The 14,087-nt window shown below is 54.2% G+C and carries 9 protein-coding genes; all 9 read left to right on the top strand.

Annotation, left to right across the window (positions count from 1 at the left end; translation table 11 throughout):
- Positions 1–231 precede the first annotated feature (231 nt).
- The 9 genes from rfbB to PSPTO_RS05650 all read left to right on the top strand — a co-directional run bounded on the left by rfbB (position 232) and on the right by PSPTO_RS05650 (position 14,084).
- The gene (gene rfbB, locus PSPTO_RS05690) at positions 232–1,305 is read left to right on the top strand and encodes a dTDP-glucose 4,6-dehydratase (protein ID WP_005771402.1); all 1,074 of its coding nucleotides are present in this window, start codon (positions 232–234) and stop codon (positions 1,303–1,305) included.
- Positions 1,305–2,210 carry a dTDP-4-dehydrorhamnose reductase gene (gene rfbD / locus PSPTO_RS05685; protein WP_005771401.1) on the top strand — a complete coding sequence of 302 codons (906 nt, stop codon included), beginning with the start codon at positions 1,305–1,307 and terminating at the stop codon, positions 2,208–2,210. Before rfbB ends, rfbD begins: the two co-directional genes overlap by 1 nt.
- Entirely contained in the window at positions 2,207–3,097 is an 891-nt protein-coding gene (gene rfbA, locus PSPTO_RS05680; protein ID WP_011103413.1) for a glucose-1-phosphate thymidylyltransferase RfbA, read from the top strand. The genes rfbD and rfbA overlap by 4 nt, the downstream gene beginning before the upstream one ends.
- 41 nt (positions 3,098–3,138) lie before the next feature.
- Positions 3,139–4,068, top strand: coding sequence for a glycosyltransferase family 2 protein (locus tag PSPTO_RS05675; RefSeq protein WP_007244127.1), 930 nt, complete (start codon positions 3,139–3,141; stop codon positions 4,066–4,068).
- 670 nt (positions 4,069–4,738) lie between these two features.
- Positions 4,739–5,284, top strand: a complete 546-nt coding sequence (gene rfbC, locus PSPTO_RS05670) for a dTDP-4-dehydrorhamnose 3,5-epimerase (RefSeq protein ID WP_005771397.1) — start codon at positions 4,739–4,741, stop codon at positions 5,282–5,284.
- Positions 5,284–6,111, top strand: a complete 828-nt coding sequence (locus PSPTO_RS05665; protein WP_007244130.1) for an ABC transporter permease — start codon at positions 5,284–5,286, stop codon at positions 6,109–6,111. Before rfbC ends, PSPTO_RS05665 begins: the two co-directional genes overlap by 1 nt.
- Positions 6,101–7,465, top strand: coding sequence for an ABC transporter ATP-binding protein (locus PSPTO_RS05660; RefSeq protein ID WP_011103412.1), 1,365 nt, complete (start codon positions 6,101–6,103; stop codon positions 7,463–7,465). Before PSPTO_RS05665 ends, PSPTO_RS05660 begins: the two co-directional genes overlap by 11 nt.
- Entirely contained in the window at positions 7,458–12,143 is a 4,686-nt protein-coding gene (locus tag PSPTO_RS05655) for a glycosyltransferase (RefSeq protein WP_011103411.1), read from the top strand. Before PSPTO_RS05660 ends, PSPTO_RS05655 begins: the two co-directional genes overlap by 8 nt.
- Before the next feature lie 63 nt (positions 12,144–12,206).
- Positions 12,207–14,084, top strand: a complete 1,878-nt coding sequence (locus tag PSPTO_RS05650; RefSeq protein ID WP_057443114.1) for a glycosyltransferase family 39 protein — start codon at positions 12,207–12,209, stop codon at positions 14,082–14,084.
- Positions 14,085–14,087: the final 3 nt, after the last annotated feature.

Below are 14,087 nucleotides of genomic sequence, written 5' to 3'. Positions count from 1 at the left end.
GCGTTTTTATGGATTGGCAGCTTCACACTTGCCGCACGATTGCAGGCACCCTCGAATTATTTGATGGGGCTGTCTATTTTTCTATGTAAAATGTCGTTTTTAAGCGCCGCTCATCCACGTCATTTAAACATTCATGTTTAACCCAAGCAGATGTCTCAAAGACGGCGACTGATCAGCGATTGTTTCCACGGACCGGGCAGAGCCTTGTCACAACCCAAGGTAGATACTCCTTTGAAGATCTTAGTAACAGGCGGTGCTGGTTTCATCGGTTCGGCAGTCATTCGGCACATCATTGCCAATACAACTGACTCGGTCGTCAACGTCGACAAGCTGACCTATGCAGGCAACCTTGAATCACTTCAGTCAGCAGATCAAAGCGAGCGTTATGCTTTCGAGCACGTCGACATCTGCAACCGTGAAGACCTGGATCGGGTTTTCAAAGAGCATCAGCCGGACGCCGTTATGCACCTGGCAGCCGAATCCCACGTGGATCGCTCCATCACCGGCCCGTCGGAATTCATCCAGACCAACATCATCGGCACCTATGTGCTGCTTGAAGCTGCACGTAGCTACTGGAACACGCTGGACGAAGTGCGCAAAGCCAACTTTCGCTTCCATCACATTTCGACCGATGAAGTGTATGGCGATCTGGAAGGCCCGGAAGACCTCTTTACCGAAACAACCCCTTACCAGCCAAGCTCGCCCTACTCGGCCAGCAAGGCCAGCTCCGACCATCTGGTACGCGCGTGGAGCCGCACATACGGCCTGCCTACCCTGGTAACCAATTGCTCCAACAACTACGGCCCGTGCCATTTCCCGGAGAAACTGATCCCGCTGATCATCCTCAATGCGCTGGAAGGCAAACCACTGCCTATCTACGGTAAAGGCGATCAGGTTCGTGACTGGCTTTATGTCGAAGACCACGCCCGTGCACTGTACAAAGTCGTGACCGAAGGCGAGATCGGCGAGACTTACAACATCGGCGGTCACAACGAGAAGCAGAACCTCGAAGTGGTCAACACTGTTTGCGCCCTGCTCGACCAACTGCGCCCTGATTCGGCCCATCGCCCGCATGCCAACCTGATCACATACGTTCAGGACCGCCCAGGCCACGACCTGCGCTACGCGATCGATGCCAGCAAAATCCAGCGCGAGCTGGGCTGGGTGCCTGAGGAAAGTTTCGAGTCCGGCATTCGCAAGACAGTGCAGTGGTACCTCGATAATCCTGAATGGGTTGCTCACGTGAAGAGCGGAAGCTACCAGCAGTGGATTGACAAGAACTACACAGCACGCGCCGATAAATAATGAAAATTCTTCTGCTGGGAAAAAACGGCCAGGTCGGCTGGGAGCTGCAACGCTCGCTCGCGGTATTGGGCGAAGTCGTAGCGCTCGATCGTCATACCGCCTCGACGGTCTACGGCGACCTTTCTGGCGACCTGTCCAGTCTGGACGGGTTGCGCAATACGATTCGCTGCGTTAAACCTCAGGTTATCGTCAACGCCGCGGCCTATACCGCCGTCGACAAAGCAGAGACCGAGCAAGAGCTTGCACACACGGTCAACGCTCTGGCCAGCCAGGTTCTGGCAGAAGAAGCGCGTCAGCTCGATGCCCTGCTCGTTCATTACTCGACCGACTACGTGTTCGACGGCACCGGAACCAGCGCATGGAAAGAAAGCGATGCGGTGTCGCCGGTCAACTACTACGGTGCAACCAAGCTTGAGGGTGAACAGCTCATTGTGGCGTCAGGCTGCAAACATCTGATTTTCCGCACCAGCTGGGTGTATGCGGCACGCGGTAACAACTTTGCCAAGACCATGCTGCGCCTTGCAAAAGATCGTCCTGCGCTGAATGTGATCGCCGATCAGATTGGCGCGCCTACAGGTGCAGAGCTGCTGGCCGATATAGCGACAGCGGCGCTGCAGCAGACGCTTGCAAGGCCAGAGCTGTGCGGTATCTACCACCTCGCACCTGCCGGCGAAGTGTCATGGCATGCTTATGCGCAATACGTCATTGATTTCGCCCGCGCCCACGGGGAACCCTTGGCGGTGGAAACGATCAATCCAATCGGCACGATTGAATACCCGACACCCGCGCAACGCCCTCTGAATTCGCGTCTGAACACAGAAAAGCTGCGCCACAATTTTTCTCTGCACCTGCCTGACTGGCAAAGTGGTGTAGCCCGAATGCTCATGGAAGCTCTGAATAAATGACCACCATTAATCGTAAAGGCATCATCCTGGCCGGCGGATCGGGCACTCGCCTGCACCCGCTTACCCTTGGCGTATCCAAGCAGATGCTGCCTATCTACGACAAGCCGATGATTTTCTACCCTCTGTCGGTGCTGATGCTGGCGGGCATGCGTGAAGTCCTGATCATCTCTACGCCAGAAGACTTGCCAAGCTTTCGCAAGCTGCTGGGCGACGGCAGTCAGTACGGCATTGAACTCACTTATGCCGAACAACCTACGCCCGATGGCCTGGCACAAGCGTTCATCATTGGCGAAGAGTTCATCGGCGAAGACCCTTGCTGCCTGATTCTGGGCGACAACATCTTTTACGGTCAGCACTTCTCCGACAACCTGCGCTCCGCCAGTCAGCAGACTGAAGGCGCCACGGTTTTTGGCTACCACGTCTCCGATCCGGAGCGCTTTGGTGTTGTCGAGTTCGACGAAACCGGCCGTGCCTTGAGCATCGAAGAAAAGCCTGCCGCACCGAAATCGAGCTACGCGGTAACCGGGCTGTACTTCTACGACAATCAGGTGGTCGAAATCGCGAAGAGCATCAAACCCTCTGAGCGTGGCGAACTGGAAATCACCGACGTGAACCGTGCGTACCTCGAGCAGAAGAGTCTGACCGTAGAAATTCTCGGTCGCGGCTTTGCATGGCTCGACACAGGTACTCATGAGTCGCTGCTGGAAGCGAGCCATTTTGTGCACACCATTGAGCAGCGTCAGGGCTGGAAAGTAGCTTGCCTGGAAGAGATCGCCTACACCAACGGCTGGATCACTGCCTCGCAACTGGGTGAACAAGCTCAGAAACTGAAGAAAACCGGCTACGGGCAGTATCTGCAGAAGCTGCTCGATCTGGGCTCGTTCTAAGACTGTAAACCTCTATCCCATACCGCAAGGCTGCAAACAGTATGTCTTCTGTTTTCCCAAAGGTGGCCGTGCTACTGGCAGCCTACAACGGTATGGCATGGATAGAGGCGCAACTTGACTCCATCCTGAAGCAGGCAAACGTCTGCGTCAGTGTATTCATCAGTGTCGATACCTCCTCGGACGGCACTGAAGCGTGGTGTGCTGACTATGCGCAGCACCACGTGAACATCACCCTGCTACCGCCCGCCGGCCAATTTGGCGGAGCGTCACGCAACTTCTTTCGCTTGATTCAAGATGTCGACTTCTCTTCGTTTGATTACGTAGCGTTCTCCGATCAGGACGATATCTGGTATCAGGACAAGCTTGAACGCGCCTTATCGACGCTGATGTCGGGCAACCATGATGCCTACTCAAGCAATGTCGTCGCCTTCTGGCCCGATGGGCAACGAATCTTGCTGGACAAGGCCCAACCGCAGGTCCAGTGGGACCACCTGTTTGAAGCTGCAGGCCCAGGCTGCACCTACGTAATGAACCGCCCGCTCGCCGATGCATTCAAGTCATCGCTCATAGCACAGTGGGACGTGGCTCAAAACGTCAGCCTGCACGACTGGTATTGCTATGCGTTTGCGCGCAGCCACGGCTTCCGCTGGTTTATCGACCCAGCCCCCGGCATGGATTATCGCCAACACGCCAATAACCAGGTCGGTGCAAATACCGGACTCGCCTCACTCATTACTCGCCTGAAAAAGATTGCCGATGGCTGGTGGGCCGGGCAAGTGCTGCTGATTGGCCGTTTGACAGGCGGCAGCGAAACGCTATTTGCAGGAAAGATAACCGGTACGCGATGGATGTTTCTTCGGCTCGCGTTCATGGCAGGGCGTTGCAGAAGAAGGCCCCGGGACAAGATTTTCTTCATCATCGCTTGCCTAGCAGCCATGCTGAACACACCTGAGCAGCGAAATAATCGCTAGCTGTATATGCAGCCCATTAAAAGTCACCTTCTCGCCTGCCGCTAACAAAAAGCCACAAGCCCCTGAAAACAGAGACTTTCATCTCCGCGCTGTCAAGCTGGGGAGTCAGCCTGCTCATGTATCGCCGGATATCGGGCAACACGCTGCGTTCGCTCAATTTCACCTGTGACCGAATGTTCTACTGCATCGGCATATGTTAATGTGCAGACCTTTGTTTTCGGGATCAGAAGCTCAAGGAAGCAGGCAACCGGCATGCGCGGAACCAGCGTCCAAAAGCGGGGTCACTTATACCGCCCAGCCAAGGACGACAGCACCTGAGGCGCCCCGTGGCAACGAGCTCAAATACCGGATGCGCCTTTATTTTGTAAATTTGTCCAGCAATGAAAACCTCGTGTTACTCATCGTCGGAACCTACGTCGGAAAAACTATAAATACACGATGCATGCCCCGCGCCCCGCAGTAACAACAGACCCACCTTCTTATCCAGCGCAGAGACTTTCCGCCCAGGTGGCTGGTCTATGGCGCGACCGACGCCAATGAGCTGCGGTACCGTAAAACGCCTTTCACCGGCGCTATCAAATTCCATGGCGCAAGCGTCCTCCAAAAGACGCCTACCCCAGCCAGGCCCCCATGAGTGGGTCCTGGTGAGCATTTCGGAGATACGTTACATATGAATGCAACACGCCTCGCCATTCCAGACGTCATCGTATTCGAGCCCAAAACCTTCGGAGACGATCGTGGCTTTTTCTTTGAAAGCTTCAACCAGAAGGCGTTCGAGGAGGTCGTTGGCCGGTCGGTGAAATTTGTTCAGGACAACCACTCTCGCTCGGTGAAAGGGGTGCTGCGCGGCTTGCATTACCAAATTCAACAACCACAGGGCAAGCTTGTCCGGGTGACTGTGGGCGAGGTGTTCGACGTCGCAGTCGACTTGCGTAAAAGCTCACCGACCTTCGGCAAGTGGGTGGGTCTGCATCTCACCGCCGAAAACAAGAAACAGCTCTGGATACCGGAAGGCTTTGCTCACGGGTTCATCGTTTTGTCCGAAAGCGCAGAGTTTCTCTACAAGACGACAGACTACTGGGCGCCGGAACACGAGCGCAGCCTTGCCTGGAATGACGCCACCGTAGGCATTGAATGGCCGTTCAGCGAAACGCCGTCCCTGTCCGCCAAAGACCAAAAGGCCGTCGCATTCGAAGACGCAGAGGTGTTCGCTTAATGAACCCTCACAGAACCCCCTCGGCGGGGCCTATTCGCCTGGTTGCCAGCCTTTGGACCAACCGGTCATTGATCTCGCAAATGACCAAACGGGAAGTCATCGGCCGTTATCGTGGCTCGGTGATGGGCCTGGCCTGGTCATTCTTCAACCCGGTCCTGATGCTGGCGGTTTATACCTTCGTCTTTTCCGAGATTTTCAGCGCACGCTGGGTCGGCGTGGACACCGGCAAAGGCGGGTTCGCGATTCTGCTGTTCGTCGGAATGATCGTGCATGGCCTGTTTGCAGAGTGCGCCAACAGGGCGCCATCGCTGGTGATGAGCAACAGCAACTACGTCAAGAAAGTGGTTTTTCCGCTGGAGATCCTCCCGGTCATCACCTTGGGCTCGGCGCTGTTCCACAGCTGCATCAGCCTGGTCGTGCTGGTAATTGCACAATTGCTGATCACACACACACTGTTCTGGACTGCGCTGCTGTTCCCGCTGATTCTGGTGCCGCTCATTTTAGGCACACTCGGTATCAGCTGGTTTCTCGCATCGCTGGGTGTGTACTTGCGCGATGTCGGCCACGTGATCACCGTGCTGACAACCGTTCTGCTGTTCCTCTCGCCGGTTCTTTACCCCGTGGCCGCACTTCCAGAAGTGTACCGCCCGTGGCTGCAGATGAATCCGCTGACCTACATTATCGAAGAGAGCCGCAGCGTACTGCTGTTCGGCAACCTCCCCCACTGGGACAGTCTGGGTATCGCCATTGCCATTGGCGCGGTGATTGCGGCCATGGGGTTCTGGTTCTTCCAAAAGACACGTAAAGGATTCGCTGATGTCATCTGATCAACCGGTTATCAGCGTACAAAACGTCTCGAAGTGTTTTTACACCTACGACAAGCCCCACGACCGCCTGAAACAGGCACTGGTGCCAAAACTCCAGCGCTGGTCGGGTCAGCCGACCACTACCTATGGCAAAGAATTCTGGGCGCTGCGCGACATCAGCTTTGATGTCGGCAAGGGCGAAACAGTCGGTATCGTCGGTCGCAACGGCTCCGGTAAATCTACGTTGCTGCAAATCATTTGCGGCACGTTGAGCCCCACTATCGGTGAGATTCAGACCCGCGGCCGGGTAGCGGCATTGCTCGAGCTGGGCTCAGGCTTCAACCCCGAGTTCACCGGGCGTGAAAACGTTTACCTGAACGCAGCAGTACTGGGCCTGACGCGTGACGAAGTGGACGAACGCTTTGACGCGATCGCAGGTTTTGCCGACATCGGCGAGTTCCTTGATCAACCCGTCAAGTCTTACTCGAGCGGTATGGCCGTGCGCCTGGCGTTTGCCGTTCAGGCGCAAGTTGATCCTGAAATTCTCGTTGTGGATGAAGCGCTGTCAGTAGGCGACGCGCGATTCCAGGCCAAGTGTTTCGAGCGCCTGCGACAGCTGAAAGAAAACGGTACCAGTATCCTGCTGGTCACCCATTCCAGCGAGCAGGTCGTCACCCACTGCAATCGCGCCATTCTGCTGGAAAAGAGCAGAATCGAAATGATTGGCGAATCGCGCCCGGTCATCAACCGTTACACCGACCTGCTGTTCGGACGCGACAAGAGCCCTATCACCGATAAGAGCCTGGACCTTGCCGAAGCCGAACGCGTAGAGGCAGCTCCTGTCGAAACCGACAAGATTGCGCTGCGCTTCGACGAAGACGTATACGCCAGCAGGCCTGGCTATAACCCCCATGAATACCGCTGGGGAGACGGGGCCGCAACGCTACTGGACTTCCATATGAGTGCTTCGGGACGTGAGTTTCCCAACAGTGTCGAGTCTGGAGAGGAAATCGTTCTTGACCTGGCGTTGCAGTTCAACAGCACGGTGGTCAACCCGATCATCGGTTTTACGATCAAGACCAAAGAGGGCGTCACCGTTTACGGTACTAACTCGTACATGCAGGATTGCGAAGGCACAGGCCTGATAGGCAACGCTGGCAATCAGGCAAAAGCACGTGTGAAATTCAGAAATGCACTGGCAACCGGTGATTACTTCATTTCCATCGGCATTGCCTCCCGGCAAAGTGAAGAAATCGTGCCCCACGACAGACGTTATGACTCAATACACTTTGTCGTAGAACCTACTCCGAAGCTTCTGGGTTTGATAGACCTGGGCGCCTCCATGGAAATTGAACCGGTAATTGTCGATGTTTGAACTTGATAGATACGGCTACAACCTTGATACGGGCACAGGGGTTTGGGTGCGCTCCGACTATCAGGGCATTGCCTACAGCGATGGCGACAACTCTGAAAACGAACTGGCAAAGATTGTCCGTGAAGCCAACGACGTCTCTGTGCTGTCAAGCGAGCTAACGCACCACTGTACGGACTGGCCCAAACTCTATCACCTGAGTTCAACCCGCGGAAACATCTTCCGCCCGTTCGAGCATCTTCTGGAAGGCAAATCAGTCCTCGAAATCGGTGCTGGGTGCGGCGCGATCAGCCGATACCTGGGCGAGGCCGGAGCTAACGTATTGTCGCTGGAAGGTAGCCCTCGCCGCGCCGCTATCGCAGCGAGCAGAACCCGTGACCTGGACAACGTCACGGTGCTGGCCGAGCGATTCGACGACCTGAAAGTTGATCAGCAATTCGATGTCGTTACGCTCATCGGCGTACTCGAATACGCCAGCATGTTCAGCAATGACGAAGATCCGGCATTTGGAATGCTGATGCGTGTTCGAAAGCTGCTCAAACCTGACGGCCACCTGTTCATTGCCATCGAAAACCAGCTTGGCCTCAAGTATTTTGCAGGCGCTCCAGAAGATCACGTCGGCGTCGCGATGTATGGTATCGAAGGTCGGTATGCAGACCGCCAGCCAAAAACATTCGGCCGTAAAGGGCTGGAAGTATTGATAGCTCGTGCAGGTTTTGCATCATCAAGCTTTCTGTCGCCCTATCCTGACTACAAGATTCCCAACTCGCTAATCACTGAGAACGGTTTCAGATCCAATAATTTCGACGCGGCCGCATTGGCGTGCCAGAACACTCGAAAAGATCCACAGCTGCCGTCAAATACTACATTTAACCTTGAAAAAGCCTGGCCGGTTGTCATCGAAAATCACCTGGGCATGGACCTTGCCAACTCTTTTCTGGTTGTTGCTTCGTGCCAGCAGTATGAGGCAGTTCCTGCCGACGTTCTGGCCTATCACTACAGCACAGGTCGCAATTCCGAGTACTGCAAGGCGTCGGTTTTCGTAGAGACGCCAGAAGGGATAGAAGTTCAGTATCAGCGCCTTGCTGGCACAGAATCAGAGGAAAATCCGGGAGATCCATTCAGGTTCATACTTCCTGCTGCTCACGGCTACGCAAAAGGCGACCTGCTCAGCTTGCAGTTCCTCGATGCCTCAACCACGCAAAACTGGACGGTTGAGACCTTTACCCCATTCTTGACGACCTATCTGGATAGCCTCAGCTACCTTTTGGCTACCGAAGGACATGCTTGCACGCTTGATAATGTCGATGTCTGCCTGCCAGGTCATTACATCGACGCGGTTGCACAGAACATCATCATCGACACCGAAGGTAAACCGCACCTCATAGATATCGAATGGGAGATGAAGGAAGGCGTCGAGCTTGGGCACCTGCTGATGCGCGGTCTCTTGCTGCTGATCGCCTCCACTATTCCTTTTTACCCAAGCACCACCATGATCAGCCGACGCGACTTCATTATCCAGTTGATCGGCAGTACAGGCCTTGAGGTCACTGAGGAAGAGCTGAATCGCTATGCAGTGCTGGAAGCCATGTTTCAAGAAAGGGTAACCGGTCGTGACGCTGCAAGCTTTCTGAACTGGTCACCGGAAGCAACCCTTCAGAAAATGGGGTCCCTGAAAGACAAGACGCCTAAACTGGCAACACTTTACATCGGCGATTCAGAAGGGAATTTCAAAGAAGAGCGGACGATAAGTCAGTTTGTGCACGACGGGCGCCAGACGCTTGTGTTCACGGTCCCTGCGACGTACCAATGTGCAGCGTTGCGATTTGACCCCACGAACATTCGTCAGTCATTTTCGATTGACGCCATCACCATTTTTGAAGCGAATGTGAGGGTGTGGTCCTGGCGCGACAGCGCAGAGGCACCTTTAAAAGCCGCTGGCACCACTGCGTTTGTTAATGATGTCAATGACAGCACTATGTTCATGGCGCTGAATGATGATCCCCACATCGTACTTCCGGTTGATCTCAATTCGCTATTAGCGAGGAAGTCGTTCAAAATACAGGTCACGTTTACTTTATTCACGGAAGGCCAAGTCGCTGAACGACTCCTTCAACAGGAAGAGGAGCTCAAGCTAGCGCTTGAGTCTATATCGGATTTGAATCTTAAAGATCGCTCAGCTTTAGAGGCTGTTGAAGTGGCTAATCTCGCCGTAGAGGAAAGTCATCGCCTGGCGTTGGAAGAGCTTGAAGCTGAAAATCTGGCCGTGCAGGACAAACACCGACAGGCCCTTGAAAAGCTGGAAGCCGAACACTTGGCCTCTCAGGAAAACCACCGATCTGTTCTAGAACAGTTTGAGGCGGTACACCTCGCTTCTCAGGAAAGCTATCGACTCGCCCTGGAAGAACGTGAAGCAGCAAACCTGGCGGCTCAAGAAAGCCATCGACTTGCTCTGCAAGAGCGTGAAGCCGCAAATCTGGCCATTCAAGAAAGTCACCGAACTGCTACGGAGAGTCTCAAGGCTGAAAACCTTCGGGTACAGGCCGATCACCTTCGGGTATTAGCAGATATTGATGCCGCCACACTAGATGCGCAAGAAAAGCATCGTGCCAAACTGGCAGAGCTTGAGATTGCCATCCTGGCAGCACAGGAAAGTCACCGCTTGGCATTGGTCGACAAAGATACGCATGTTCACAATCTGAACCTGCACATTATTGCAATGGAGTCATCGCACAGCTGGAAAGTAACGGCACCACTGAGAAAAATAACCCGATCATTTTTCCGAGCCAAGCGTGTCGCCTCTTCGCTGCCATTGATCATTCGACGCGGGGGTGGTCTTTCCAGCACTGCCAAAAAAGCTTATCAGGTCTGGCGGCTCAGGGGACTGGCTGGCGTTATTGCACAGGCCCGCTGGGTAAGAGGCGAAGCACAACATGCTTTCGTTGGAAGCGAGCTTCGCGAAGTTCCGGATCGCCACGATTACTCTCGCTGGGTACAGTACTACGACACTCTGGGCGAAGCAGAGATCAGTCGTATCAATGAGCACATGAATCGCTGGATTGAATACCCGCTCATTTCCATCATCATGCCGGTCTATAATCCGCCACTGGATCTTTTGCGTGAAGCCGTGGACAGCGTACGTGCGCAGCTCTACACCAACTGGGAACTGTGTCTCGCTGACGATGCATCGACAAATCCTGCCGTCATCGAGTACCTGAAATCTCTCAAGGCGCAGGACAAGCGCATCAAAGTTGTCTTCCGCGGCAGCAATGGTCATATATCCCAGGCCAGCAACTCTGCGCTGGCGGTAGCCAAAGGCGTGTTCGTTGCCCTGATGGACAACGACGATCTCCTACCCGCTCACGCGCTTTACTGGGTTGCTCGTACAATCCGTGAAAACCCGGATGTGGGCTTGATCTACTCCGATGAGGACAAGATCGATACCGACGGGAACCGTAGTTCACCTTATTTCAAGTCAGACTGGAACGAGTTTCTGTTTCGCTCACAAAATATGGTCTGTCACCTTGGCGCCTATCGCCGTGACCTGGTCAATGAGGTTGGGCAATTCCGGGTAGGATTCGAGGGTGCTCAGGATTACGACCTGGCTTTGCGATGCGTAGAAAAGCTCAGAAGTGATCAGATCGTCCACATTCCACGTGTGCTTTACCACTGGCGCATACACGCTGGCAGCACCGCCATGGCAGGTGATGAGAAACCTTATGCTGCGTTGGCGGGAGTCAAAGCACTTGATGAACACCTGCAGCGTAAAGGCAACGTTGGTACGACAGAGCTGTTACCTACAGGTCAGTATCGTGTGCACTACAACCTGCCGGCAACACTGCCACTGGTTACGCTTGTCATCCCGACCCGGAATGCTCACGCATTAGTAAAACAGTGCATTGACAGCATCCAGAACCTGACCACCTACAAGAACTATGAAATTATTCTGATAGACAACGGTTCGGATGATCCTGAATCACTGGAGTATTTCGCGAAGATAGATCAGGAAGAAAATATTCGCGTGCTGCGCGACGATGGTCCGTTTAACTACTCTGCGCTCAACAATGGCGCGGTACGTATCGCTAATGGCGAGCTGATCGGCCTCATCAATAACGACATTGAAGTTATCACGCCGGAATGGCTTGGTGAGATGGTCTCGATTGCATTGCAGCCCAGAGTCGGGGCGGTAGGCGCAAGACTCTGGTATCCCGATAACAGGCTGCAACATGGCGGCGTAGTGGTAGGGATCGGTGGTGTTGCAGGCCACGCGCACAAGTACCTTCCAAAAGGCGCTCACGGCTATTTCTGCAGAGCCGAGTTGATTCAGGAGTTTTCGGCAGTAACCGCTGCATGCCTGATCATCAAAAAGTCGATTTTTGACGAAGTCGGAGGCCTGAACGAGGCGGACCTGAAGATTGCTTTCAACGACGTGGATTTCTGCCTGAGAGTTCAGGAGGCAGGCTATCTGAACGTGTGGACGCCGTTCTCCGAACTGTACCACCACGAATCAGCGACGCGCGGCCTCGAAGACACGCCTCAAAAGCAGGAGCGATTCGGGCAAGAGATCCGCTACATCAAAAATCGCTGGCCGAACATTCTGGTGGACTACGCCTACAGTCCTAACCTGACGCTGGATCACGAAGACTTCAGTCTGGCCTGGCCTCCGAGGATTAAAAATTGATCCTCGCACTTCATAAGCGTGCGCTTGGCATAGCGCGAGCATTTGTTGTCTCGAGGGCTGCTTGTGTTTGAATCCAACCACACGGACCACCTGTCAGGCTGGTCCATCACCCGTTACCAACGGGTGTTGGCCGCTACCTACTTTCTTCTGCTGGCCGTCTGGTCAGCAGGGATTGCATTTAACGGAGCCCCTGATGAGTCAACGCATTTCTTTTTCCTGGAATACCTGAAAACGTTCCACTCGCTGCCGGGCGCCACAGAGCCGGCTCAAGCGTTCACTGGAACCATCTCGGGATATACCTGGCATCGTGGCGAGTTCTGGTACCACGGCCTGCCCTTCCCCCATGTCATAGGCGCACTGGCTACGTCTTACGGCTTAGGCTGGATGTTACCTGGCGAACTGGGCTACCTGGCTGCAAGATGTTTTAACTGGATACTGGGCGCAGTGTTTATTTGCGCCTTGTTTCGTATTGCACATCGCGCGGGGATGCCAAAAAAAGCTGCAGCCCTTGCTGCGCTTGTAATAGCCCTTATTCCACAAGTCTCTTTTGTCTTTTCATATTTCAACAGTGACGCATTCGGGCTGATGAGTGTGGCGCTGCTGATCAGTGCGCTTCTAGGCTTTTTGAAAGCACCCAGCAAGCTGGCCGCGCTGTGCCTGGGCGGTGCAATCGGCCTGATGTTGCTGGCAAAACTGTACTTGCTGCCCGCTTTGGTCTTCGTCGTGGTCATGCTTGTCGCACATCACCTTTGGGGTGGCAAAAGCCTGAGACGCCACCTCCCGACGATGGTAATCGTTGCGGCTATCGTTTCCGTGCCCATGCTGCTTGTCACCTTCATGAAGTATGGTGAGATATCAGGGATATCCGGTCAGATTGACTTCGTTGCCTTGCACAAGAATAACCCTGCTGCGGGTTTCGGAACCTGTTACATCGGGTGCTCCGGGCATCTTTTCAATATGGAAAATGTCCTTCCGTGGCTCAGCCTGACGCTGACGAGCTATTTCTCAACTACCGGCTGGATGAGCATATTTCTACCGTCGACCTATTATATGGGCGCGGCGCTATTATTCATTTTGCTCGTGACAGCAGCCATGATCCAGACGGCGCGCGTATATTCACGTGATAACAGGCGGATATTTCTACTGAATTATTTGCTGCCACTGGTCATGATATTGGGCCTGTTCCCTTCGATTATCCTGCTCAGCCTGATTGCATCGCAGAATTCTTTGCCTCAACCGCAGGGTCGGTATCTGTTCGTCACGATTCCGTTTCTGACCTTGCTAATAGCATTTGCCACAATGAGCCACGCTCGCGCCAAAAACTCTGCGTCGTCTGCAAGAGATGTCAGGTCAAGCCGTTTTCACCTGAAATGGCTGGTCGTAGTGGTGGCATGGATGGCGTGGACGAACATGGTTGCCTGGAATGAAAACACGCTAAGTTCGAAAAATATTCAGAAATCCGCCATCGGCAAAACAGTCACAGACGCAGTTCTGGCAAGCGGTGCAGGTAGCAGCTCAAGTACTGGTGCCCTGAGTGCAGCGCAGTTGACGGAACGCTTGTCCATTACCAACGGCGAGTTTTTCATCAAGACTCCGTTCGGACAATCTGCCGCGGCGGGCACCATCGACGAAGTTAGAAAAACGTCTGACGGTTGGCTGCTGAGAGGTTGGAGCGTGCCACCAGCAACTGACGGATCGCCGGAATACGTCATCGCTGTAGAGGCGGGAAAGGTCGTCGGTGCAATCAGGATAGAGATCAAGCGGCCAGACGTCGCCAGCGCGCTGTCTGACAAGACTGTCCTTCGCAGCGGCTATGAAGGCATTATTCCCGCCGTCTCGCCTCCCGACAAATGCGCCCTGAAACTTTATACTGTCACCTCGACCTTCAAAATTTTTACAATGCCTGATGTCTGCGAATTCATCAGCCGTTTGTCTCACTGATCA

The organism is Pseudomonas syringae pv. tomato str. DC3000 (assembly GCF_000007805.1).
In the GTDB taxonomy this organism is placed as follows: domain Bacteria; phylum Pseudomonadota; class Gammaproteobacteria; order Pseudomonadales; family Pseudomonadaceae; genus Aquipseudomonas; species Aquipseudomonas avellanae.
Note: the sequence above shows the minus strand (reverse complement) of the source record. Positions and strands in the feature narration are given on the sequence as shown.